This is a genomic window from Haloarcula nitratireducens, from assembly GCF_019599505.1.
Window position 1 is genome coordinate 377,596 of record NZ_RKLT01000003.1, and the last position, 22,433, is coordinate 400,028.

Below are 22,433 nucleotides of genomic sequence, written 5' to 3' on the forward strand. Positions count from 1 at the left end.
GGCTATCCCACCCCGAACCATGAGCGTCAGCGACGAGTTCGACGACTGGGCGGCGCGGGGGAAAGACCGCGGGATGGAGGACCGGCACTGGCACACCGCGAAGCACGTCCTCGCGCGGATGCCCGTCGAGTCGGGCGACACCGTCCTCGACCTGGGCTGTGGAAGCGGTTACGCCGGCCGCGCCCTGAAGGAGACGAAAGACGCCGGCCGAGCCTACGGCATCGACGCCTCGCCGTCGATGGCCGAGAACGCCCGCTCGTACACCGACGACCCGGACGTGGGCTACCTCGTCGGCGACTTCGAACGCCTCCCCTTCGAGTCCGACAGCGTGGACCACTGCTTCTCGATGGAGGCGTTCTACTACGCGAGCGACCCGAGCGCCGTCTTAGGGGAGGTGGCGCGCGTCCTCCGCTCCGGCGGCACCTTCCACTGTGCCGTAAACTACTACGAGGGGAACGTCCACTCGCACGGCTGGGACGACCTCGTGGACGTGCCGATGACGCGCTGGAGCGCCGCCGAGTACCGCGAGGCCTTCCGCGAGGCGGGGCTCTCGGTCGCGGTTCAGGACAACGTCCCCGACCGCGAGATCGAGATCCCGCCCGAGAGCGAGTTCCCGACCGACGAGTGGGAGACCCGCGAGGCGATGGTCGAGCGCTACCGGGAGTTCGGGACGCTCGTCACCGTCGGCGTCGCCCCCCAGTAGACAGTCCCGACCGCTCACCGCCCCGGATACGAGAGGCGCGCGCAGGAACGTTTTAGTCACCCGCTCGGAAAGGTAGGGCGTGGTTACGCAGCAGCGACGGTACGTGCTCGCGGGTCTGCTCGTCGGACTGGGACTGCTGACGACGGTTCTCCTGTCGACCGTGCTGGCGACCGTCTTCTTCGCGATAACCGTCGCTTACGTCCTCTTTCCGCTCTCCGAGTGGTTCACTGGTCACGGGCTCTCCGAGCGGCTCGCGGCGGCGGTGACGACCCTCGTCGCCTTCGTGGGCGGGTCGCTCGTCCTCCTGCCGCCGGTCGCCGTGCTGTACTTCCGTCGCCGTGACCTCCTCGGGTTCCTCCGACAGATCCCCGACTCGGTGACGCTCGTCCTCGGCGAGATGCGTTACACGGTCGACCTCGGAGCGACGCTTTCGGACGCCGTCGGTTTCCTCGGGAGTTTCGCGGTCGGTCTGGCCAGCGCGGCCCCCATCCTCGCGCTGAAGGTCGTGCTGTTCACGATCCTCGTCTACGCGATGCTGTGGCAGCCGAGCGCCCCCGGTCGCGTCGTGTACCGGACGGTTCCGCAACCGTATCACGACGTCGTCACGCGCTTTCACGAACGCCTGCGCGGGACGCTGTACGCCCTCTACGTCCTGCAGGTGGCGACGGCCTTCGGCACGTTCGCGATGGCGTGGGTCGTCTTCGCGCTGCTGGGCTATCAGAGCGCGTTCTCGCTGGCGGTCGTCGCCGGCATCCTCCAGTTCGTCCCCGTGGTCGGGCCGAGCGTGGTGGTCGTCGCCATCGCCGTCGCGGACGCGGTCATGGGCGACTTCGTCGGGGCGGTGCTGGTGACCGTGCTGGGCCTCGTCCTCGTCGGCTTCCTCCCCGACGCGGTCATCCGGCCGCGACTCGCCCGCTACACGACGGGGATGCCCGCCAGCCTCTACTTCGTCGGCTTCACCGGCGGCGTGCTGTCGCTCGGGCTGGTCGGCTTCATCGCCGGGCCGGTCGTCGTCGCGCTCCTGGTCGAGGCGGCGAACCTACTGGCCGAGGAGCGCGGGCCGGAACAGCAGCAGTTGTCGTAGTCGACTCCGCGCTTCACTCGGCCTCGCCAGTCTCCAGCGGCCGGTCTTCTTCCTCCCACTCCGTGAGGCTGCCCTCGTAGAAATCGACGTCCTCGAAGCCCAGGTGCCGGAGGACGACGTAGGTGTGGCTGATGCGCCGGGCCGTGTTGCAGTAGAGGACGATCCGCTTCTCGGGGACGACGCCCGCCGATTCGAGGGCGGCCAGCGCGTCCTCGCGCGGGAGGATGCCGCGGGTCTCGTCGTCGACGAGGTCGCGCCAGTCCAGCAGCACCGCGCCGGGGATGTGACCCGCGGCGTACTCCTCGTCCTCGCGGGTATCGACGAGGACGGCGTCGGGGTCGTCCGCGGCGTCGGCCACCGTCTCGGCGTCCACGAGCGGCGTCGTCTCCGGCGGCGAGACGCCGTACTCCGTCGGCTCGACGTCGGGAGCTTCGCTCTCCGTTCCGCGCTTGAGTTGCCAACTGGAGAAGTCGCCGTCGAGTAAGTGGAGCCGCTCGGGGTCGTGGCCGAGCAGCTCGGCGGTGACGAGAAACCGCGCCGCGAAGACGCCGTGGTGGTCGTCGTAGGCCAGGATCTCGCTGTCGGCGTCGATACCCGCCTCCGAGAGCAGGGCGGCCCACTCCTCGTCGCTCGGCAGCATCCCCTCGCCGCCGGAGCCGGTCCGGAACTCGTCGAAGGGGACGTTCACGGCCCCCGGCAGGTGACCGAGGCCGTCGTACTCCCAACCGTCCCGGACGTCGACGATGCGCAGGTCCGCGCCCTGGTCGGCGACCCACGACGCGGAGACGATGTCTGTCATCGCCCGTCGGTTCCCGCTCCGCCCGCTTGAAGACTCTCATCGGGACCGGTCGAAGGTGCTGGCAACTGTTGCCGGCTGTGTCGCGACTCGGTTTCCGAAATCGCCGAAACGGCTACCCCGTCCCTCGTTCCGGGCCGCTCGGCGTCGCGGATCACCAGCGCGGATTCGTTCGATGGAGGCAACATATGCCGACAGGGGGGAGGAGTGGTCGTACATGCCGACACTCGTGGTAATATATGGGTGGTGGACCAACGGTTCAACGCACTATGAGTGAATACGCCAACGACGTGCTCGTCACGGCCGACTGGGTCAGCGAGCGTCTAGACGAGTTCCAGAGCGACGACTCTGATCTCCGTCTCGCGGAGGTCGACGTCGACACGGAACTGTACGACGAGGGTCACATCCCCGGAGCCATCGGCTTCAACTGGGAGACAGACCTCCAGGACCAGACCACGCGGGACATCCTCTCGAAGGAGGACTTCGAGGACCTGCTGGGCTCTCACGGTATCAGCGAGGACTCCACCGTCGTACTGTACGGCGACAACTCCAACTGGTTCGCCGCCTACACCTACTGGCAGTTCAAGTACTACGGCCACGAGGACGTCAAACTGCTCGACGGCGGCCGCGAGTACTGGGTCGAGAACGACTACGAGCTCACCGACGAAGTCCCCGAGTTCTCCGAGGTCGACTACGACGCCTCCGGCCCGCGCGAGTCCATCCGCGCCTACCGCGACGACGTCGAACACGCCATCGAGCGCGACGTTCCCCTCGTCGACGTCCGCTCGCCCGAGGAGTACTCCGGCGAGATCCTCGCGCCCCCCGGACTGCAGGAGACGGCCCAGCGCGGCGGCCACATCCCCGGCGCCGAGAACATCTCGTGGGCGGCCGTGACCAACGACGACGGCACGTTCAAGAGCTACGACGAGCTCGAAGAGCTCTACGCCGAACACGGCATCGACGGCGACTCGACCACCGTCGCCTACTGCCGCATCGGCGAGCGCTCGTCGGTCGCCTGGTTCGCGCTCCACGAACTGCTCGGTTACGAGGACACCATCAACTACGACGGCTCCTGGACCGAGTGGGGCAACCTCGTCGGCGCGCCGATCGAGAAGGGCAACTGAACTGCCGAGCGTTTTAGCGCGAGGTCGTAGTTGCCTTCTCGCAGAGAAGGGCGAGGCCGAGTAACGCGAAGCCTCGAATCGGAACGGCGACTGCAGGGAGCCGCGGAGAGAGGCAGCTAATCGGCGGGGACGACTTCGACCATTTTTCTGCGGGTCGACGATCGATTGGCCGCCGTACAGCCGGTGTCGGGCCGTTCGATAACCCGTTACTCTCGGTATCGGAGAGTGGCACGATCGGCCAAAATATCGGCTGTGAAGGTCCCGACCGTTCAGAACGACACGGAGGTTCGGTTCCAACCGGGGTCGTTCCCGGTACGGTCGAGGAGGTCCGCCCGACACGCCGGGCAGTAGTCCGGGGTGGTCGATTCGCTCCGAGGGACGTACACCGCGCCGCCGCACTCCACGCACGCGTCCGCGACGATGGTCGTGCAGTCCGCACAGACGTTGAAGTCGTCGACTGTGAGGTCGCGCAGGGGCTCGAGTTGTTTGTGCAGGTGGTACTCGTCGATGACCGACTGGCAGTTGTGGCACGGTTTCATGGCGGTGCACGTTGGACCATGTTAGCATACCATAAATAGCTACGTCCCGGAGCTGACAGATAGGGGAGGGCAATCAGGAGACGCCGTCAGTCGAGATCGGCGTCGACGCTCACTGGTCAGCGGTGTAGCAGCCACCCCGCTCGAGACCAACGTGCGACAGCCGTCCGCGCCGGCGGCCATACGTTCAAGTCTCCAGCGGCCCTCTGAGTACTGTGGACCGACAGGAACTCGAAGCGGCGCTCCGCGAGCGGTTCGGCGACGAGGACGACCTCGCCAGCGTCGTCGCGCGACAGGCGCGCGACCTCGCGGACGCTCGGCAGTTCGAGGACGACTTCGACGACGAGTTGACCGTCGAGACCGTCGTCCGGAACTTGCGGGACGCTCCCGAGGACTACTCGCTCGTCGAGCGGTGGAACTGGTGGTTGGGCGCGCTCGACCTCTCTCACGGTGGCTACGCTCGATTCAGCGTCCGACCGGACGTCGATACGCGCTCGTAGCTTTTCGAACCGAGGGACGTTTCGAACCCGCCGACGGTTCGAGCGGGGACCGCGCTGCCAGCGTCAGAATACGTCGAAGCCGTGTGCCTCTCGTGCGTGGTCGAGGAGGTCGTCCGTGGTGTCGAACTCCTCGCCGCAACTGCACGTGTGGTACGTTGTCGGGGGTTGCTGGCTTGTCGCCATGACGTCCTTACGTTATCGACCAATCATAATAATTGTTTGTGTGGTTGTGGTACGCAAACTCACACGAGTGGTCTTCTCACGGTAGAGCGGACCCAGTCTGCCGGATTTTCGATTTCACCGTTGTCCCGTCCTGTTACTGCGTCTATAGGTTTTTGCCGCTCGGGGGCGTAGTTCACCCATGTCATCGCGATTCAGAGCCGCAGTCGGGACGGTCGCCGCCGCACTCGCGCTGTGGGTGGGGTGGGGACTGTACGTCACTCGCTCGACCGAACAGGTCCCCTCCGAGACGGTGGACCGCCTCGACGGCGTCGAGATACGGCACTATCCGCAGACGGTGCTCGTCGAGACGACGGCCCCCAGCGCGAGCGCCGCGTTCCGGCGGCTGTTCGGGTACATCTCGGGCGAAAACGAGGGAAGCGAGGGCGTCGAGATGACCGCGCCCGTCGAGACCGACGGGGCGACCGTCGGGATGACCGCCCCGGTCCGAACCGGCACCGACGTCTCCACGACGCCGGTTCGCACGGACGGGGACGACGGCGAATCGGGGAGCGTGCGCATGGCGTTCTACCTCCCGGCGTCGTACACGCCGGCGACCGCACCGGTGCCGACCGACCCGTCCGTCCGACTGGTCGTCGATCCGCCGCGGACGGCCGCCGTCCGCGAGTTCGGCTGGTACGCCACCGAGGGCCGCGTCGCCCGCGAACGCGAGGCGCTCTTCGAGACGCTCGCCGACCGGGGGATCGAGACGCGCGGCGACCCGACGCTGCTCCAGTACAACGACCCGTGGACGCCGCCCTTTATGCGCCGCAACGAGGTCGAAGTGACCGTCGACGAGCGGTCGTTCCCGAGCGGGGGCGAGACGTAGCCGGAGCCGGCCGACGTCGTCGGAGTTTGATATGCCGCCCATAGAGTCATAGTGGTCGATGCGGTACTCTCGCGCGACGCGTCGCCACCGAGCGCAACTGACCATGACGGATCCCGATTTCGAGTCCCGCGAACGCTATCGAGAGCGGGTCTACGAGGCTTTCGCCGACAGACGTCAGTCCCTCGAGGACGCCATCGAGGCGGCGCTCTCGGCCGGTCGGGAGCGTCTGGGCGTCGAACTGGGATTTCTCACGCGGGTCGTCGACGACGTCCAGCGGATCGAGCAGACGGTCGGCGACCACGACCGGATCCGCCCGGGCGAGCGGTGCCCGCTCGGCGTGGCCTACTGCCGCCGGACGGTCGAACTGGAGGGGAACTTGAGCGTGCAGGACGCGCGGGCGTCCTCGTCCATCGCCGAGGCGGCCTACGAGACGTTCGAGCTCGGGTCGTACATCGGGAGCCGCGTCGTCGCGAACGGCGACGTCTACGGCACCGTCTGCTTCGCCGACGGCGACGAACGGGACGCCCCCTTCTCCGAGGCGGAGGAACTGTTCGTCGAGCTCGTCGCCAGACTGGTCGGCCGCGGCATCGAACGCCGCGAGCACGAGCGCGAACGCGCCGAACGGACGGCCGACCTCCGGGCGGAGAAGCGCCGCTTCGAGGGGATCGCGACGAACAGCTTCGACGTCCTCTTTCGAGTCGATACCGACGGTCGATTCACGTACGTCTCCGAGGCGGTCGAGCGGATACTCGGCTACGAACCCGCTCGGCTCCTCGGTGAATTGTTCACGCGGCACGTGACCTCCCCGGCCACCGCCGACGCCCTCGACGCGTTCTCCCGCCTGCTGGACGGGACCGCCGTCGAACAGTTCGAGCTGACGTTCCATCACAGAGACGGCTCGGAGGTCGTCGTCGAAGTCAACGCGACGCCGGTGGTCGAAGGGGAGGACGTCACGGCGATACAGGGCGTCGGCCGGGACGTCACCGAGCGCAAGGAGCGGGAAGAGGAACTCCGGGTGCGAACGCGAGCGATGGACGAGGCGGAGGTCCCGATCACGCTCGCCGACGCGACCGAGCCGGACGACCCGATAATCTACGTGAACGAGGCCTTCGAGAGCGTCACCGGCTACGACGAGTCGGAGATACTCGGCGAGAACCTCCGACTGTTGCAAGGCCCGGAGACCGACCCCGAGACGGTGGCGACGCTCCGCGAGGGCATCGAAGCCGAACGCCCCGTCACGACGGAGCTACTCAACTACCGGCGGGACGGCTCTCCGTTCTGGAACCGCATGACGATTACGCCCATCGAAGACGAGACCGGGACGGTCACGCACTTCCTCGGCTTCCAGCAGGAGGTGACCGAGCGGAAGCGAAGCGAACAGCTCGTCGGCCTCCTGAACCGAGTGCTCCGACACAACCTCCGCAACGAACTGACGGTCATCCAGGGGTACGCCGAACTCGTCGGTGACCCGCCGTCCGACGTAGACGTCGGGGCGCGAATCCGGCGACCGGTCGATCGGCTGGTGGGATTGAGCGAGCGGGCGCACGAACTGGAGACCTACGCCGCACGGGACGCCCGTCCGACTCGCATCGACGCCGCCGCGCTCCTCGAATCGGTCGCCGCCGCCCACCGAGAGCGGATTCCGGCGGCGACGGTCACCGTCGAGAACGGAACTGCTCCCGACGTCTGTGCCGGCGCGGAACTGGAACGGGCCGTCGACGAACTGGTGGCGAACGCGCTGGCCCACGACTCGGCCCCCGACACCACCGTCCGCCTCACCGCTCGCGCGGCCGACGGGTGGGTCGAGATTACCGTCGCCGACGACGGTCCCGGCATCCCGTCGATGGAAGCCGCAGTCGTCGAGGCCGGCGAGGAGACGGCGCTGCAACACGGCAAGGGACTGGGCCTGTGGCTCGTCAACTGGATCGTGACCCGTTACGGCGGGTCGTTCCAGATCGGGCGGCAGGACGGCACCGTCGCCACCCTCCGCCTGCCCGCGATCGAGGAGGACCAGCCGGTCGCGAACGCCGCGCGCCGCCCGACCGTTCTCTTCCGATGAGGAGCGAGACATATTCCGATGCAGATCATCTCTTGCGACCGTCGAAGCCCGCTCAGCCTAGCGGCTCGCGGAGCGCCCACACGTCCGTTTCGGGGTCCAAGTTCGACGGCTCGGCTCCCCGCGCGGTCAGGATTCCGGCGTGATATAACATCGCCTTCAGTTGGAACACGGTCGGCGAGTGGTACACGTTCCCGTCTGCCAGCTCGGCCCGACGGAGTTCACCGTCGACGTCCAAGAGGCGGCTCCGAACCGCCTCGTCGCCGCGGACGAACAGTTCGACGGTGAAGGACGGGTGGAGTTCGTGGAGGTACTCGACGAGCTGCGGGAGCGTCGGCTCGGCGAACCCGTCCCCGTGTAGCCCCTGGAGTTCCTCGACGAGCAGTTGCGTCGCCGGGTACGCGTAGACCACGCGGCGGGTCAGCATTCCCCACTTCGGTGCGAGGTCAGAAAACCGCTTCCGGGACCGCTTCCACTCCTCGAAGACTCGCAAGGCGGCGTCGACGGACCCGTACTCGCTGAGAGCGAACCTGACGACTTCCCGCCCCAGCGGCGTCAGCCGAACGCGGTCGGGTCGCTCGTCGACGAGATCCAGAAACGCGGCCCCCGTCCGAGCGCCGTCGACGGCTCCGACGACCCGTTCGGCGAGGACGTGCTCCGTCTCGTCGGGATGGTACGCCGCCAGCGGATACGCGAGGTAGTTCTTCGGGTGGTTGAGGCCGAACGACTTGTCCGCGACGCCCTGCGCGCTCGCCTGAAATCGGATCGCGTCGGTCTCGGTCGTCGTGCGGTTGCCGACGAGACGCGGGACCTCGAACGGGTCGACCCCGCCGTCGACGTCGACGCCGAGGACGCCGACGTTGAGCTCTCGCGCCAGCGTCCGGGCGGATTGGGAGATCGCGCGAGCGGGCGCCGCGAGGTACGCGGCGTTCGCCTCGTCGAGCCGGTCGTAGGCCTGAACGACGACGCGCTCGACGTCGACGCCACCACCGTCGGTGTACCCCTTCGCTTCGACGGCGACGAGCGGCGGTTCGTCCCCGAGCCGGTCGACGGCGAGGAGGTCGTCGTCGAGGGCGCGGACCCCGACGAGGTCCGGGTATCCCGACCCGACGCGGACGTGATTGAACGGGGCGAGCGTCTCCTTGACAGCCGGATCGATAGACTCGTTCGCGAGCCACCGCTCGGACGCGAACTGCGTGTCGGCGACGACGTACCCGTCGTTCGCGTCCGCCGGAAAGAGGCGGCGCTTCGTGTGTGCGAGAACTCGCGGCTCGGTCAACGAGCCCGCCGCACTTGCCATGTCGCTCACGTTCAGGCAGGGGGACCATGAAGATTCGGCTTCGAGCGCTACGCTACACCGTGAGCGAGTCGCCGACCGCCGGTGCCGACGCGTCGTAGCCCCGCTCGTCGAGTTCCGCGGCGAACGCTTCACAGCGGTCGCCGTGATTCACCAGAACACGGGCGTCCCGGTACTCGTCGAGCAGTTCGAAGAGCCCGTCGCGGTCGGCGTGCGCGGAGAAGTCGTACCACTCGACGCCGGCGCTCACGGGCATCACGCGGCCGTCGATCTCGGCGCTACCGGTGTCCAACAGGTCTCGACCCGGCGTCCCCTCGACCTGATACCCCGTGAGCGCGATCTTGTTCGTCGGATTCGAGCGAATCGCGGGGACGTACGTCATGGCCGGACCGCCGGAGAGCATCCCGCTCGTCGTGACGATGACCGTGTTCTGCTCCGCGATGCGCCTGCGCTGGCCGTCCCGGCCGGTGACGAAGCGAGCGTTGGACTTCGCGCGTCGGAGCGCCTCCTCGTCGCGGACGAACTCGGGGTGACGGCGGAGCATCTTCGTTACCTCCTTGCCCATCCCGTCGACGTAGCAGTCGACGTCGTTCGCTTCACAGACCAGCAGCAGCTCCTGTGTCCGGCCGATAGCGAACGCGGGGACGACGACGGTCCCGCCCTCCCAGACCGTCGTCCGGACGCTCTCGGCAAATTGTTCCTCTATACGCCGCCGGTCCTCGTGGTGAACGTCCGAGTACGTGCTCTCACAGACGACGACGTCGGCGTCGGGGCGAGCCGTCGAGGCGGCCACCAGTCGCTGGTCTTCGGTGTGGAAATCGGCCGTGTAGAACAGTCGCGTGTCGCCGTCGTCGACGAGGACGTGGGCGCTCCCCGGGATGTGACCCGCGTCGTAGAACGTCACCTCGTGGCCGGCGGCCTCGAACCGCTCTCGATAGCCGTGGGTTTCCGACACCTGCGTGACGCGCCGCACTTCCTCTTCGGTGAACGGGCAGTCGTAGGTACCACCGTGCAGCTTGAGCGTGTCGCGAGCGAGCGTCAGCGCGAGTTCCCGCGTCGGCGGCGTCCAGTGGATCGGCGGGCGGCGGTCGCCGGACAGCAGGGACGGCACCGACCCGACGTGGTCGAGGTGGCCGTGGCTGACCACGACCGCGTCCGGATCGGGCGTCTCGACCGGAAACTGCGGCGGGTTCCCGGTCAGCGTCCCGAAATCGAGGAGGAGGCGGTCGTTGACGAGGACGGCGCTCCGGCCGACCTCGCGAGCGCCGCCGAGAAAGCGAACGTCCATGCGGCTCCCGGTAACGCCGCGCTCCGTTTGTGTTCGTCGCTTTCTGTCGGCGACGGTCCAGCCTCCGCGGCCCCGCCTTCCCCACCGAGAGTAGAACCCGACGAGACAGCCACCGATCGGCGGCCGCGACTCGCCTCACTCCTCGTCGGCGTCGCGGGCCTTCAGCCACTCGTCGAGCAGGTCGCGGATCGCGGCGTCGCGGTTGTCCCGATGCTCTTTGAAGGCCTTCTCGTCGAGCGCCTCCAGCGCCGCCTCCTCCAGTTCGATTTCGACCTCGTCGAGGTCGAGGAACGACTCGTTCATCGGGTTCGAAGCAGGGGACGCCCGGATAAATACTCTCGTCAGACGGCCGTCGGGCGCTCGTGTGACGCGGATAGCCGACGGCCGGTCGGTGTCGGCTCAGTCCGCAGTTTCGGTGGTGCCGATGTTCTCTCGCAGTTCCGACTCGATGGCCTCCAGCGACCGCCCCTTCGTCTCGGGGACGTACCGGTAGGAGAACAGCAGCGCGGCGAGGCTGAAGACGCCGAACAGCCAGAACGTCTGGGGCTTGCCGGCGTTCGCGGTCAGCAGCGGGAACGTCAGCGAGACGAGCAGGTTCGCGCCCCAGTTGGCGACGGTGACCAGACCCATCGCGCCGCCGCGAACCGCGAGCGGGTAGATCTCGGAGATGAGGAGCCAGAACACGGGACCCAGCCCGATGGCGAAGAAGGCGACGAACAGCATCAGGCTGCCCGTGGCGAGGATGCCCTGCATGCCGCCGAACCCGGGGAGGTAAAACACCGCGCCGAGGGCGACCAGCGTCGCGATCATCCCGCCAATACCGGTCAGCAGGAGGCGGCGGCGGCCGACGCGGTCGATGAGCGCGATGGCGACGACGGTGGCGGCGACGTTGATCGCGCCGATGCCGACCGTGGCGAGGATGGAGGTCACGTCGCCGAAGCCGGTCGATTCGAGCACGGTCGGCGCGTAGTACATCACCGCGTTGATGCCCGTGATCTGCTGGAAGACCGCCAGCCCGAGACCGACGACGAGCGCCGGGCGGAGCCACGGTTTCAGCAGTTCGCGGATGCCGGTGCCGGACTGCTTCTCGACGGTCTCTCTGATCTCGGCGAGCTCCTCGTCGATGTCGCCCTGCCGGGTCCGTTCGAGGACCGCCTCGGCCTCCTCTTCGCGGCCGTGTTCGAACAGCCAGCGGGGGCTCTCGGGCATCTTCAGCATCCCGATGGCGAGGACGACGGCGGGGATCATCCCGGTGCCGAGCATCCAGCGCCACGCGCCCGCGTCGGCGAACGCGAAGTTGACGAAGTACGAGACGAGGATGCCGACGGTGACCATCAGTTGGTTGAGCGAGGTGAGCGACCCGCGGATGCGCGGGGGCGCGATCTCGGAGATGTACAGCGGCCCGACGATGGAGGCGAAGCCGATGGCGACGCCGTCGATCAGCCGCCCGGCGACGAGCACCGGAACGGTGGGGGCGACGGCCATCGTCAGCGAGCCGACGAAGAAGACGGCCGCGCCGAGTAAGATGAGCCGTTTCCGCCCCAGCGTGTCGGCCAGTCTCCCGCCGAGAGCCGCGCCCGCCGCCGCGCCGGCCATCGCGCCGCTCATCACGATGCCCTCGACCAGCGGCGACATCGCGAACGTATCGTTGATGTAGAGGAACGCGCCCGAGATGATGCCGGTGTCGAACCCGAACAGCAGGCCGTTCAGCGCGGCCAGCGCGGACGAGAGGTAGATGAACCGATCTCCACCGCCGCGCAGGACGCTCCGGATGTCGGCTGTAGACATGGTGTACGATCTCTACGTTGTTCGATATGGCTTATGAATCGTTCGAAGCTATCAATAATGGATAATATACTAGAACCACCTACGTCTGCCGTTGTTATCCATAATATATAGTTTTTATAATATACTTCGTCTTATCGAACTTCACGGATTTCTGAGATGCCGAGCGACGGTGGCAGGCGACGCGACCGATCCGTTGGCGAATTCGAAACCGACACGTCGCCGCCGCGTGACCGTCCGCTATGGAGCGGGCGCATCTCGACTTCGACCGCTACTTCGAGGTGGTCATGGAGACGGACGAAGCACAGGTCGCGGAGATGACGGTCGATCCCGGAAAGCGCGTCGGCGGTCCCGACAACTACCACGCCGATAGCGACCAGTGGCTGTTCGCCGTTTCGGGGACGGGCGTGGTGACCGTCGACGGCGAGGAACAGCGCATCGAGACGGGCGACTTGCTCCGCATCGAGGCGGGCGAGCGCCACGGCATCGAGAACGACGGCGACGCGCCGCTACGGACGCTCAACGTCTACACGCCGCCGCGCTAGTCGGTCGGGTCGGTTCGCGAACTCGACCGCTTACTCCACGCCGGCTTTCGCGTCCATCGGGTCCTGAATGTCGCCGACCACTTCCTCCAGCAGGTCGGTGACGGTGATCATTCCGACGACCTCGCCGTCCTCGACGACGAAGGCCAGCTCCTGGTTCTCGGCCTGGAACCGGTCGATCGCGTCACTGACCGACGTGTCGGCGGTTATCGTCATCGGCGGCGCGGCGACTTCTTCGAGGTCGACCTCCGAGAGCGGCGTCCCGCCGACCGAGTCCTCGTCTTGCTTCCTGAACAGTTCCGGAACGTAGACGATGCCGAGGAACTCGTCTAATCCGCCGTCGACGAGCGGATACCGCGTGTGCGGCGTCTCGGCGACTCGATGGGCGTTGGACTCGTTGTCGTCGGTGATCGACAGCGAGACGATGTCCGCTGCCGGGACCATCACGTCTCGGACCTCGCGGTCGCCCACCTGGAACGCGGCCAGCACCTCCTCGCGGCGTTCCTCGGGGATGTCGCCCTCGTCGAGGACCGAGCCGAGCTTGTTCCGGAGGTCCGCCCGCGACTCGATGACGTCCTCTTCGGTCTCGAGCCACGCGCCGGTCATCTCGATGCCGAACAGCTTCAGCGTCCACTTCGCGACGGCGTCGCCGAGCGTGATGAGCGGCGAGATGAGCCAGTTGAACCAGTACAGCGGGGCCGCGCCGTACCGACAGACGAGGCGCGACCGCTCGACGCCCAGATACGTCGGCGTCTGCTCGCCGTGAGTCAGGTGGACGAGGTTGATGATGAAGAACGCGATGGCGGCACCGATACCGATACCGGCCAGTCGGGAGCCGGCGAATATCGGCTCGAATATCGCCGCCAGGGCGGGTTCGGCGACGATACCGACGGCGATGGAGGACGCGGTGATGCCGACCTGGCAGGTGGTGAGATAGATTTCCAGATTGTTCGTCATCTCCCACGCCCGCTCCAGTGCGCGGTTGCTGCTGTCGCCGATGAACTCGTCTTCGGTGAACTGTCTGGCCCGGGTCAACGCGAACTCGATAGCGACGAAGAATCCGTTGGCGAGGATGAGCGCCAACCCGGCCAACAGTCTGGCGGCGATTACAGGAGTTTCCATCGCCTCCGGCTTGTCCTTCGCGGGCCGAAAAAGGTGTGGTTGCGTGCTCAGAGCGCCTCGAAGTCGTACGGGACGCCGGTCAGTTCCTCGGAGACGTCCCAGAGGCGTTCGGCGTCGGCCTCGTCTCGGGAGGCCGCACTCGACTGCTGGAACTCCGGCGAACCGCGCATGTCCATGAGGCCGCCGGGACCGACGTACTCGCCGCCGATGGCGGTGTCGGCCGTCGCCGCGTACAGCATCGGCCACGCCCCCTGCTCGGCGGATTGAGCGAGGACGGCGTTGGCCACCTGCATCCCCGCCATCCGCAGCGACGACCCGCTCTCTCTGGGGCCGCGGAACTGGAGTTCGGTGTCGGCGTAGCCCGGATGACAGGCGACGCTGAGCAGGTCGCTGATGCCGCGTTCGTCCAGTCGCCGTTCGAGTTCGTAGGCGAAGAGGAGGTTCGCCAGTTTGCTCTGGCCGTAGGCGTCCCACTTGTCGTAGCCGCGCTCCGATTGCAGGTCGTCGAAGTCCATCTCGCCCTGTTCGTGGAGCCCCGAAGACTGCGTGACGATGCGGGACTCGCCCTCGCTCGCTCGGAGTGCGGGCAGCAGATAACCGGTGAGCGCGAAGTGACCCAGATGGTTGACGCCCAGTTGCATCTCGAAGCCGTCGGCCGTCTCCTGTCGCGGGATGGCCATCACGCCGGCGTTGTTACAGAGGATATCGACGCCGTCGTAGGCCTCCTCGAGACCGTCGGCGAACGCGGCAATGTTCTCCAAGTCCGCGAGGTCGCACTCGCGGACGTCCAGGTCCGCGTCGCCGACGGACTGCCGTATCTCCGCGGCGGCTTCCCGGCCCCGTTCGAGGCTCCGGCACGCCATCACGACGCTCGCGCCCCGCCGGGCGAACGCCTCGGTCCCCTCGAAGCCGAGGCCGCTGTTGGCCCCGGTGACGACGACGGTCTCTCCCTCTAGCGACGGCATCTCGGCGGCGGTCCAGCCGGACATAGGAGACGGTTCGGGTCGGACACACAGAAACCCGTCGGCCCGCCCAGCAGGACATTTAGCTCTCGGGTCCCAACGGGCGAGCGATGAGTGACGCGTCGGTCACGGTGTACACGCGCGAGGACTGTCACCTCTGTGAGGAGGCCATCGAAACCATCGAGCGAGTCGCCGACGAGGAGGGCGTCGCCCTCTCGCTCTCGCTGGTGGACGTCGACAGCGACCCGGAGCTGCGCGAGGAGTACGGCGAGCGAGTACCCTACGTCCTGCTCGACGGGTCGCCCGCGTTCAAGTACCGCGTCGACGAGCGACGGTTGCGGCGGAAGTTGACCGAGTGACGCTCGCTCGCGGCGCTCACTCGCCGTCGCTCGCCCCTGCATCGCGCTCGCGTTTCCCCCGCTCGACCGCTTCCCGGAGCGCCACCGCCGCCGCGCTCGGGTCCTCGGCCCGCGTGATGGCGGTGATGACCGCGACGCCGTCGGCCCCCGCCGCGGCCACCTCGGCGGCGTTCGCGGCCGTGACCCCGCCGATACCGACGAGGGGGATATCGACGGCGGCGGCGATGTCGGCTACCCGCTGCGGGCCGACGCCGTGTTCCTCGTCGGGGATGTCTGTCTTCGATCCGGTTCGGAACACCGTCCCCACGCCGAGGTAGTCGGCTCCGGCGGCTTCGGCCGCCTCGGCGTCGGCGACGAACGACACCGAGCGGCCGATCAGAGCGTCCTCGCCCAGTAGCTCGCGGGCGACAGACACCGGGAGGTCGTCGTCGCCCAGATGGACGCCGTCGGCGTCGACCGCCTGCGCGAGGTCCACCCGGTCGTTGACGACGAAGGCGACGCCGGTCTCACGGGTCAGTTCGCGGAGTTCCACGCCCATCTCGTAGCGCTCGCGGACCGGCAGGTCCTTCTCGCGCAGCTGTACGACGCCGACGCCGCCCTCGATGGCTCGCTCGACGATCTCGCGGGTGGACCGGCCGTCCGACAGCGACTCGCCGGTCACGAGGTACACGTCCCAATCGACCATGCCCGAGGTCCGACGGGGGACGGCCTGATTCTTGCGTTCCGAGGCGCGATAAGCCCGGCTTAGACCCCCGGGTGCGCTCCATAACTAATGGACGAGCCGCCCTGGCAGTCCCCATCCGAGCGACGGAGACGACCGCTTCCAGCCATGACCGAGATTCTCTCGACGCGCGTCCGAACGGTGGCAATCGCCCTCGTCGTCTGTCTCGCCGCGGTGACGGCGACGACGGCCGTCGGCACCGCCGCGGCACAGACCGATGCCGACGAGGCGGCGTTCGAACCGAACGACACCTTCGAGAACGCGACGCGGCTCGAACCCGGCAACTACACGGGACTGAACGTCACCGAGAACGACCTCGACGTCTACGCCGTCGAACTGAGCGAGGGCGAGTCGCTCTCGGCGGGGATCGACTTTTCGCACGCCCGGGGCGACCTCGACCTCTTCTTGCTCGGGCCGAACGGGTCGACGCTGCGGGCGGGCGTCTCCGAGACCGACGGCGAGAACGTCTCCGCGGTCGCCCCGGAAGCGGGAACCTACTACCTCGTCGTCGCCGGGTTTCGGGGCGCGAGCGGTCCCTACGACCTGCGCGTGAGTACGACCGGGACCGGGCCGTCGCCGGCGGCGGGCGAGTTCGAACCCAACGACGACTTCGAGACGGCGACGCCCGTCGAGGCGGGGAACTACACCGGGCTGAACGTCACCGAGAACGACCTCGACGTCTACGCCGTCGAACTGGCCGCCGGCGACGCGCTGTCGGCGGAAATCGACTTCTCGCACGCCCGGGGCGACCTCGAACTCCTGCTGGTCGGACCGGAGCGGACCATCCTCCAGGTGAGCACGTCGGTCACCGACGGCGAGACCATCTCCCATCTGGCGGGGACGAACGGCACCTACTATCTGGTCGTCTACGGCTATCTGGACGGAACCGGCCCGTACGACCTCTCGATCGGCGTGTCGAGCGGCGAAGATGGCGCGCCGCCCGCGGAACCGTCGCCGACGGAGACACCCAACGAGGAGACGCCGACCCCCGATTCCCCGATACAGACGAGCGAGACGGCGGCCGACGAGACGCCATCGCCATCCGACCCCGAGCGCGACCGGCTCGGCTGGGAACGGGGCTACTGGGCGAACGAGTCCCTCGACGTGGAGACGGGAGACGGCCTCTCGGAAGCGGAGCGGCGGGCGCTGGTCGCTCGCTCGATGGCTCGCGTCGAGGCCATTCGCGAGCGGGAGTTCGAGCGCCCGGTCGAGTTCGACGTGGTCTCTCGAGCGGCCTACGCCGCCAACCGGTCGCGGGACTCCTTCCAGCGCATAGTCGGCTCCCGGTACTACAATCAGGTGTACGAGGCGACGTTCATCGTCGACGAGGAGACCGACGCCTACGACGCGGTCACGGGCGGGCAGAGCGCCGCCGTCGGGGGGTTCTACGCCGTCGGGAGCGATCGGTTCGTCCTCGTCGTGGAGGACCCCGACGATCCGAACGTCGACGAGGGCATCCTCGTCCACGAACTCACCCACGCCCTGCAGGACCAGACCGGCCTGCTCGATTCCGCCTTCCGGTTGCCGACGCCGAGCAGCGACGCCCGAACCGGCCTCCTCGGTCTCGTCGAGGGCGACGCGAACTACGTGATGGCCCGCTACGACGCCCGCTGTGCGAACGGGACGTGGGAGTGTCTCCCGCGCGACGCGTCCGCCTCGGTCGGCGGCGATGGCGATGAGAGTGCCGGCGAAGCAGACGGCCCCGACGGCGTCAACCTCGGCGTCTACCTCACCGGCTATCAGCCGTACTCCGACGGCCCGGCGCTGGTCGCCGCCCTCCGGGAGCGCGGCGGGTGGGACGCCGTCGACGCCGCCTACGACTCGCCGCCCGTCTCGACCGAGCAGACGATCCACCCCGAGCGGTACCCGGACGAGCGGCCGGCGTCGCTCGACCGGCGCGAGCCGACCGACGGCGAGTGGCAGCGCTTCACCACCGACACGATCGGCGAGGCGTGGCTCTACTCGATGTTCTGGTATCAGGACCGCGAGTACGACATCCCGGTCGTCGACAGCGAGCAGGTGCTCTCGCCCGACGCCGGGGACTACGACACGTACAACTACACGAGCGCCCCCTCCGAGGGGTGGGCCAACGACCGCATCTCGCTGTACGCGAACGGCGACGCGTCCGGCTACGTCTGGGTGACGGCCTGGGACAGCGAGGACGACGCCCGCCAGTTCGCCGAAGCCTACCGGCGGGTCCTCGAAGGGCACGGCGGCGAGTCCGTCGGCGACGGGACGTGGCGAATCCCCGAGGAAGACCCCTACGGCGACGCCTTCCGGGTCGTCCGCGACGACCAGACCGTGACCGTCGTCAACGGCCCCGACGTCGACGCGCTGTCGGCCATCGCACCGGACGTGGAACAAGAATCGTCCGACGAGGGTGAGGACGGCGATAACGGCGATACCGACGAACCCGAGTCGGCGACGGTTCCGTGAGTGCCGACGGACCGTCGTCCGCCACTGGATCCGCTCTCGTCGCCCGGTTCGGCCGAAGATATTACTGCTAGCCGCCCTTTCTCCCGCCCGTGCGAAACTATCGTATTACGACGGTCTGGGGTATTCCTATCCAGGTCAATATCTCGCTGCTGGTGTTTCTGCCGGTGCTCGCGTGGCTCATCGGCAGCGGTGCGCAGATAGAGCTCTACGCGGGCATCGTGGGGAGCCTCGTCGGGGCGGAACTGGACCTCGCCCGGTTGCAGGCCGGGGCGACGCCGTGGCTCGTCGGCACGCTCGCGGCGGTGGGCCTGTTCGTCAGCGTCACCTTACACGAACTCGGCCACGCGTGGGCGGCGATGCGCTACGACCTCGAAGTGGAGTCCATCACGCTGTGGATTCTGGGCGGGCTGGCGAGCTTCAAGGAGATGCCCAGAGAGTGGAACCGGGAGTTCTGGATCGCCGTCGCCGGCCCGATAACCAGCATCCTTGTCGGCGTCGTCTGCTACGCCGGGCTGTTCGCGCTGCCCTCGGGCGCGACGGTCTCGCTGTTCGTCGTCGGCTGGCTGAGCGTGACGAACCTGATTCTCGCGGGGTTCAACATGCTGCCCGCGTTCCCGATGGACGGCGGGCGCGTCCTGCGGGCGCTCTTGGCCCGGAACCGCCCGTACGCCTCGGCGACGCGCATCGCCGCCCGCATCGGCACGCTCTTCGCCGTCCTCTTCGCCGTCTTCGGCGTCCTCTCCTTCAGCCCCATCCTGCTACTGCTGGCGCTGTTCATCTACGCCGCCGCGACGGGCGAGTCTCGAACCGTCGCCCTATCGGACCTCTTGGAGGGACTCACGGTCGGCGACGTCGCCCGGCCGTCGACGCTGACCATCGACGCGACCGAGAGCGTCGAGGACCTCGTCGATCGAATGTTCGCCGACCGCTCGACGGAGTTCACGGTCACGCAGGGCGGCGAAGTGGTCGGCGTCGTCACCGTCGCTGACTTCCGAGAGCTCTCGCAGGCCGAGCGCGAGCACGACACCGTCGGGGACCTGATGGAGACGGACCTCCCCCGGTTAGACGCCGGTATGTCGGCGTTCGACGCGCTCGTCGAACTCGACACCGCTCGGGCCAGCGCCGCCCTCGTCGAGGGACCGGACGGCGTCCACGTCGTCTCCCGTGAGGACTTCTCCTCGGCGATGGAGATGCGGCGGCTGGTCGGGACCGGCGACCCGTTCTGAAGCGCTACTCGGCGTCCGCGGTCGACCGTCGGTCCGTGAGCGCTCGCACGGACGCGGGGCCGACGAAGCGCGGCACCCGCTCCGCGTACCGCTCGTAGGCCTCGCCGTACTGCTCGCGCAGCCACGGCTCCTCCGCGAACGGGAGCGTCAGCCACGATAGAAGGTAGACGGCACACAGCGCGAACACCGGCGGCGTCGCCGCGAAGACGGCGAACCCCACCGTCGCCGCGATGTAGCAGACGTACTGCGGGTTGCGGGAGTAGCGGTACCAGCCGCCGGTCCGTAACTCGCCTTCGAGACCCATCGTCTCCTCGCTCCCGAGGTCCCGTCCGGCGAGCAGCGCGCCGGCGAACGGGACGGCGAAACAGACGGCACCGCCGACGAGCACCGGCGTCGGGAAGCCGAGGCTGTTCCAGCCGAGGTACGTGACGACCAGTAGGGAGACGTTGAACGTCTGTTCGAGCGTCCAGTGGGCGTAGTACCGCCATCCGCGCTCGCCCGGCGGCCAGTAGTTCGTCCACCCGAGCGCGCTCGACGCGACCCCGACCAGGTTCGCGGATTCGGCGACGAACCCCACCGCGAACGCGACGACCGGTAGCGAGAGGTCCATAGCGTCGCTTGCCGGTGTGAGCGCGTGGACGTTGTCCCGGCTCTACTAGGCTATTTAAGTACCTCTCGCGGCAAGCGACCGTCGTGAAGTACCTCGACGTCTACCTCCGGCAACCGCGATGGATGCTTCACCCGATGCAGGCGTTCATCCGCGACGAGGACGTCGTCGAGTACGAGGAGCTACAGGCCTGGACCGGGATCGGCGGCGACCGGCCGGTCGAGTACGTCCTGTTCTACGTCGAGGCCGAGCGAGAGCCGTACGCGGCGGCGCTCGATTCCGTCGAGCCGATCCGCTGGTACGACCTGACGCCGGTTGACGACGGGGCGTTCTACGCCTACGTCTGCCAGGAGACCCTGCCGGCGGACCGCTCGTGGCGCGAGGCGTTCGCCGACCTGAGCGTCGTCCCCGTCCCGCCCGTCGTCTACGACAGTGACGCCGCCTTCCACATGACGCTCGTGGGTACCGGCGAGGACTTACAGACGACGCTCTCGGCCCTGCCCGAAGACATCGACGTGACCGTCGAAGCCGTCGGCGAGTACGACCGGCGGCACGCTCCGGTGGTCGGCGACCTGACCGACCGCCAACTCGAAGCCGTCGAAGTCGCGTCGGAACTTGGATTCTACGCGGTGCCCCGCGAGGCCGGCGTCGCGACGGTCGCCGACGAGCTCGGCTGCGCGCCGAGCACGGCCTCGGACCTCCTGCAGAAAGCCCAGTCACGGGTGATGCGACGGGTCGCCCGTCGGTACGGCCGACGGACGGGCGAGTAGTCACCGCCGGTGCCGGAACCAGTCGACGCCGCCGACGACGACGCCGACGAGCGACGCCAGCGAGACCGCTAAGTGGGTCTCGACGAACCAGAACGGCGTCTGCGGGACGACCGCTCTGAGACCCAGCAGCGCGAGCGAGAGGCCCGGAATGTCGTTATCTACCGTGTGGACGCCGTCGCCCGAGGCCTCGTAGGCGGTCGCGCCGGCGCGCTCGCCCTCGGGGAGCCGCTCGGCCTCGTAGGGGATCGGGGAGTTACTCGGCGTCCCCGTGCTCCAGACGACGGTGCCGTTTTGCGTCACCTCGAAGACGCGCTTGTTCAGCGTGTCCGTCACGAGCGTGTTGCCGTTGTCGAGCCGGTCGGCGTCCCGCGGCCAGTCGAGGTCCATGCCGCCGGCGCTCTCGAGCGACCAGACCGGGACCCAGCGGTCGCCTCGCTTGTGCAGTTCGACCACGCGGTCGTTGCCCGAGTCGGCGACCAGTATCGCGCCGGGACCGAGCCACTGCGGGTTGTGCTGGTGGTCCATCACGCCCGGGTCGCCACAGCGGACCTCGCCGTCGTCGTCGAAGTCCAATAGCTGTTTGCCGCCGCCTCTGCAGGCCTCGTCGTCGGTACCGCGGTCCTCGTTGACGACCTCGACGACGCCCTCGCCGCGCTCGACGACGAGCAGTTGGTTGGAGTTGCGCACCGAGACGAGATAGCGCGTGTCGCTGATGGCGTCCACGTCGTTGATGTGGAGCCAGTCGTGTCTCGTCGCGTCCGGCGGCGCGTCGTAGAACCGCGAGGCGTTCCACTGCCACGTTATCTCGCCGTCCTCCAGGACGAAGATGCGCTCGTGTTCCATATCGGAGAGGAGGAACACGCCCGGTTCCAGCCGCTCGACGTCGTGGGTCTCGCTGTTCTTGCCCGTTCGGACCGGGAAGGCGTACTCGCTGAGGACCGTCGGCCCGCCGGCGGCGTGGGGGTCGATGATGCGGAAGCCGGTCTTGGTACACGGCGCGTCGTAGGGCGCACAGCCGGTCTCGTAGCCCGAGTGCATGAACCCCGCCATGACCGTCCCGTTGGGCAGGCGCGTCACGTCGAAGTAACTGTCGGCGCTTCCCTCCTGCCACGCGATCGCGCCGTCTCTGATGAGGTAGACGCTGCCCTTGCCGTGCCAGCCGGGACCGCCGCCGTGAGAGCCGACGAGCGTCCCGGTGACGTTCGCGCTACCGATGGCGTTGGCGCTGGCGTTCGCATCGGCGGGACCGGCGTCGATACGCTCGCCGCCGACGCCCAGGTCGGGGGCCGTCACCGCACCGACGACGAGCGTGCTGGAGAACAACAGGAGGCTGACCGCGACGAGGGCGACACCGCGCCTGGCACGTTCCATCGTCGTCATCTGGGTGAGCGCGGAAAAAAGCCTTCCGGGGTCGCGCGGGACCGACGGTCTCGCGTCTCGGTGAGCGGGCTTCGCCGGCGAGCCGAAACTG

22 protein-coding genes are annotated in these 22,433 nt (G+C 68.0%); 11 read left to right on the top strand and 11 right to left on the bottom strand.

Translation table 11 applies throughout. The annotated features are described in order from the left end of the window. Window positions 1-19: 19 nt before the first annotated feature. Both EGH23_RS11930 and EGH23_RS11935 read left to right on the top strand, forming a co-directional pair. The gene (locus EGH23_RS11930; RefSeq protein ID WP_220580216.1) at window positions 20-703 is read left to right on the top strand and encodes a class I SAM-dependent methyltransferase; all 684 of its coding nucleotides are present in this window, start codon (window positions 20-22) and stop codon (window positions 701-703) included. Between the two features lie 79 nt (window positions 704-782). Then, window positions 783-1,787, top strand: a complete 1,005-nt coding sequence (locus EGH23_RS11935; RefSeq protein WP_220580217.1) for an AI-2E family transporter — start codon at window positions 783-785, stop codon at window positions 1,785-1,787. Window positions 1,788-1,800: 13 nt separating this feature from the next. Here the strand turns inward: EGH23_RS11935 and EGH23_RS11940 are convergent, their stop codons facing one another. Beyond that, window positions 1,801-2,586, bottom strand: a complete 786-nt coding sequence (locus EGH23_RS11940; RefSeq protein WP_220580218.1) for a sulfurtransferase — start codon at window positions 2,584-2,586, stop codon at window positions 1,801-1,803. Window positions 2,587-2,852: 266 nt separating this feature from the next. Between EGH23_RS11940 and EGH23_RS11945 the strand changes: the two genes are divergently transcribed. Beyond that, the gene (locus EGH23_RS11945) at window positions 2,853-3,707 is read left to right on the top strand and encodes a sulfurtransferase (protein ID WP_220580219.1); all 855 of its coding nucleotides are present in this window, start codon (window positions 2,853-2,855) and stop codon (window positions 3,705-3,707) included. Between the two features lie 269 nt (window positions 3,708-3,976). Here the strand turns inward: EGH23_RS11945 and EGH23_RS11950 are convergent, their stop codons facing one another. Further along, window positions 3,977-4,246 (bottom strand): DUF7571 family protein, encoded by a 270-nt coding sequence (locus EGH23_RS11950; protein WP_220580220.1) that lies wholly within the window; start codon window positions 4,244-4,246, stop codon window positions 3,977-3,979. A gap of 212 nt (window positions 4,247-4,458) precedes the next feature. Here EGH23_RS11950 and EGH23_RS11955 point away from each other — a divergent pair, with 212 nt between their 5' ends. The 3 genes from EGH23_RS11955 to EGH23_RS11965 all read left to right on the top strand — a co-directional run bounded on the left by EGH23_RS11955 (window position 4,459) and on the right by EGH23_RS11965 (window position 7,850). Continuing rightward, on the top strand, window positions 4,459-4,743 hold the full coding sequence (locus EGH23_RS11955; RefSeq protein ID WP_220580221.1) for a WNWW family protein: 285 nt from the start codon (window positions 4,459-4,461) through the stop codon (window positions 4,741-4,743). Between the two features lie 361 nt (window positions 4,744-5,104). Beyond that, complete coding sequence (locus EGH23_RS11960) at window positions 5,105-5,791, top strand: SOUL family heme-binding protein (protein ID WP_220580222.1); 687 nt, start codon at window positions 5,105-5,107, stop codon at window positions 5,789-5,791. A gap of 103 nt (window positions 5,792-5,894) precedes the next feature. Further along, entirely contained in the window at window positions 5,895-7,850 is a 1,956-nt protein-coding gene (locus tag EGH23_RS11965) for a PAS domain S-box protein (RefSeq protein WP_220580223.1), read from the top strand. A 52-nt stretch (window positions 7,851-7,902) separates the two neighbouring features. Here the strand turns inward: EGH23_RS11965 and EGH23_RS11970 are convergent, their stop codons facing one another. The 4 genes from EGH23_RS11970 to EGH23_RS11985 all read right to left on the bottom strand — a co-directional run bounded on the left by EGH23_RS11970 (window position 7,903) and on the right by EGH23_RS11985 (window position 12,220). Continuing rightward, window positions 7,903-9,147 (bottom strand): hypothetical protein, encoded by a 1,245-nt coding sequence (locus EGH23_RS11970; protein ID WP_220580224.1) that lies wholly within the window; start codon window positions 9,145-9,147, stop codon window positions 7,903-7,905. Window positions 9,148-9,199: 52 nt separating this feature from the next. Further along, window positions 9,200-10,432 carry an MBL fold metallo-hydrolase gene (locus EGH23_RS11975; RefSeq protein WP_220580225.1) on the bottom strand — a complete coding sequence of 411 codons (1,233 nt, stop codon included), beginning with the start codon at window positions 10,430-10,432 and terminating at the stop codon, window positions 9,200-9,202. Window positions 10,433-10,567: 135 nt separating this feature from the next. Further along, window positions 10,568-10,735 carry a ribbon-helix-helix protein, CopG family gene (locus EGH23_RS11980; RefSeq protein ID WP_220580226.1) on the bottom strand — a complete coding sequence of 56 codons (168 nt, stop codon included), beginning with the start codon at window positions 10,733-10,735 and terminating at the stop codon, window positions 10,568-10,570. Window positions 10,736-10,831: 96 nt separating this feature from the next. Then, complete coding sequence (locus tag EGH23_RS11985; RefSeq protein ID WP_220580227.1) at window positions 10,832-12,220, bottom strand: sugar porter family MFS transporter; 1,389 nt, start codon at window positions 12,218-12,220, stop codon at window positions 10,832-10,834. Window positions 12,221-12,459: 239 nt separating this feature from the next. On the opposite strand from EGH23_RS11985, the gene EGH23_RS11990 reads away from it, so the two are divergent. After that, entirely contained in the window at window positions 12,460-12,762 is a 303-nt protein-coding gene (locus tag EGH23_RS11990; protein ID WP_220580228.1) for a cupin domain-containing protein, read from the top strand. A gap of 30 nt (window positions 12,763-12,792) precedes the next feature. Here EGH23_RS11990 and EGH23_RS11995 read toward each other — a convergent pair whose 3' ends face one another. Further along, entirely contained in the window at window positions 12,793-13,881 is a 1,089-nt protein-coding gene (locus EGH23_RS11995; protein WP_220580229.1) for a CNNM domain-containing protein, read from the bottom strand. A 47-nt stretch (window positions 13,882-13,928) separates the two neighbouring features. Next, window positions 13,929-14,870, bottom strand: coding sequence for an oxidoreductase (locus EGH23_RS12000; protein WP_220580230.1), 942 nt, complete (start codon window positions 14,868-14,870; stop codon window positions 13,929-13,931). A gap of 83 nt (window positions 14,871-14,953) precedes the next feature. Between EGH23_RS12000 and EGH23_RS12005 the strand changes: the two genes are divergently transcribed. Continuing rightward, window positions 14,954-15,202, top strand: coding sequence for a glutaredoxin family protein (locus EGH23_RS12005; RefSeq protein WP_220580231.1), 249 nt, complete (start codon window positions 14,954-14,956; stop codon window positions 15,200-15,202). Window positions 15,203-15,218: 16 nt separating this feature from the next. On the opposite strand, the gene thiE is transcribed toward EGH23_RS12005, so the two are convergent. Then, complete coding sequence (gene thiE / locus EGH23_RS12010) at window positions 15,219-15,887, bottom strand: thiamine phosphate synthase (protein ID WP_220580232.1); 669 nt, start codon at window positions 15,885-15,887, stop codon at window positions 15,219-15,221. 144 nt (window positions 15,888-16,031) lie between these two features. Here thiE and EGH23_RS12015 point away from each other — a divergent pair, with 144 nt between their 5' ends. Then, a complete protein-coding gene (locus tag EGH23_RS12015) occupies window positions 16,032-18,359 on the top strand; it encodes an Hvo_1808 family surface protein (RefSeq protein WP_220580233.1) in 2,328 nt (775 codons plus the stop codon). 89 nt (window positions 18,360-18,448) lie between these two features. After that, the gene (locus tag EGH23_RS12020; protein ID WP_220580234.1) at window positions 18,449-19,585 is read left to right on the top strand and encodes a site-2 protease family protein; all 1,137 of its coding nucleotides are present in this window, start codon (window positions 18,449-18,451) and stop codon (window positions 19,583-19,585) included. 4 nt (window positions 19,586-19,589) lie between these two features. Here the strand turns inward: EGH23_RS12020 and EGH23_RS12025 are convergent, their stop codons facing one another. Further along, the gene (locus tag EGH23_RS12025) at window positions 19,590-20,195 is read right to left on the bottom strand and encodes a methyltransferase family protein (protein ID WP_220580235.1); all 606 of its coding nucleotides are present in this window, start codon (window positions 20,193-20,195) and stop codon (window positions 19,590-19,592) included. 83 nt (window positions 20,196-20,278) lie between these two features. Here EGH23_RS12025 and EGH23_RS12030 point away from each other — a divergent pair, with 83 nt between their 5' ends. Further along, complete coding sequence (locus EGH23_RS12030; protein ID WP_328765956.1) at window positions 20,279-20,962, top strand: helix-turn-helix domain-containing protein; 684 nt, start codon at window positions 20,279-20,281, stop codon at window positions 20,960-20,962. On the opposite strand, the gene EGH23_RS12035 is transcribed toward EGH23_RS12030, so the two are convergent. Then, entirely contained in the window at window positions 20,963-22,333 is a 1,371-nt protein-coding gene (locus tag EGH23_RS12035) for a hypothetical protein (RefSeq protein ID WP_220580236.1), read from the bottom strand. Window positions 22,334-22,433: the final 100 nt, after the last annotated feature.

Bases quoted from the DNA above. Each gene is read 5' to 3' on its own strand.
- EGH23_RS11930 (WP_220580216.1), top strand. From the start codon at position 20: ATGAGCGTCAGCGACGAGTTCGACGACTGGGCGGCGCGGGGGAAAGAC.
- EGH23_RS11940 (WP_220580218.1), bottom strand. From the start codon at position 2,586: ATGACAGACATCGTCTCCGCGTCGTGGGTCGCCGACCAGGGCGCGGAC.
- EGH23_RS11945 (WP_220580219.1), top strand. From the start codon at position 2,853: ATGAGTGAATACGCCAACGACGTGCTCGTCACGGCCGACTGGGTCAGC.
- EGH23_RS11950 (WP_220580220.1), bottom strand. From the start codon at position 4,246: ATGAAACCGTGCCACAACTGCCAGTCGGTCATCGACGAGTACCACCTG.
- EGH23_RS11960 (WP_220580222.1), top strand. From the start codon at position 5,105: ATGTCATCGCGATTCAGAGCCGCAGTCGGGACGGTCGCCGCCGCACTC.
- EGH23_RS11965 (WP_220580223.1), top strand. From the start codon at position 5,895: ATGACGGATCCCGATTTCGAGTCCCGCGAACGCTATCGAGAGCGGGTC.
- EGH23_RS11970 (WP_220580224.1), bottom strand. From the start codon at position 9,147: ATGGCAAGTGCGGCGGGCTCGTTGACCGAGCCGCGAGTTCTCGCACAC.
- EGH23_RS11975 (WP_220580225.1), bottom strand. From the start codon at position 10,432: ATGGACGTTCGCTTTCTCGGCGGCGCTCGCGAGGTCGGCCGGAGCGCC.
- EGH23_RS11980 (WP_220580226.1), bottom strand. From the start codon at position 10,735: ATGAACGAGTCGTTCCTCGACCTCGACGAGGTCGAAATCGAACTGGAG.
- EGH23_RS11985 (WP_220580227.1), bottom strand. From the start codon at position 12,220: ATGTCTACAGCCGACATCCGGAGCGTCCTGCGCGGCGGTGGAGATCGG.
- EGH23_RS11990 (WP_220580228.1), top strand. From the start codon at position 12,460: ATGGAGCGGGCGCATCTCGACTTCGACCGCTACTTCGAGGTGGTCATG.
- EGH23_RS11995 (WP_220580229.1), bottom strand. From the start codon at position 13,881: ATGGAAACTCCTGTAATCGCCGCCAGACTGTTGGCCGGGTTGGCGCTC.
- EGH23_RS12000 (WP_220580230.1), bottom strand. From the start codon at position 14,870: ATGTCCGGCTGGACCGCCGCCGAGATGCCGTCGCTAGAGGGAGAGACC.
- EGH23_RS12005 (WP_220580231.1), top strand. From the start codon at position 14,954: ATGAGTGACGCGTCGGTCACGGTGTACACGCGCGAGGACTGTCACCTC.
- thiE (WP_220580232.1), bottom strand. From the start codon at position 15,887: ATGGTCGATTGGGACGTGTACCTCGTGACCGGCGAGTCGCTGTCGGAC.
- EGH23_RS12015 (WP_220580233.1), top strand. From the start codon at position 16,032: ATGACCGAGATTCTCTCGACGCGCGTCCGAACGGTGGCAATCGCCCTC.
- EGH23_RS12025 (WP_220580235.1), bottom strand. From the start codon at position 20,195: ATGGACCTCTCGCTACCGGTCGTCGCGTTCGCGGTGGGGTTCGTCGCC.
- EGH23_RS12035 (WP_220580236.1), bottom strand. From the start codon at position 22,333: ATGGAACGTGCCAGGCGCGGTGTCGCCCTCGTCGCGGTCAGCCTCCTG.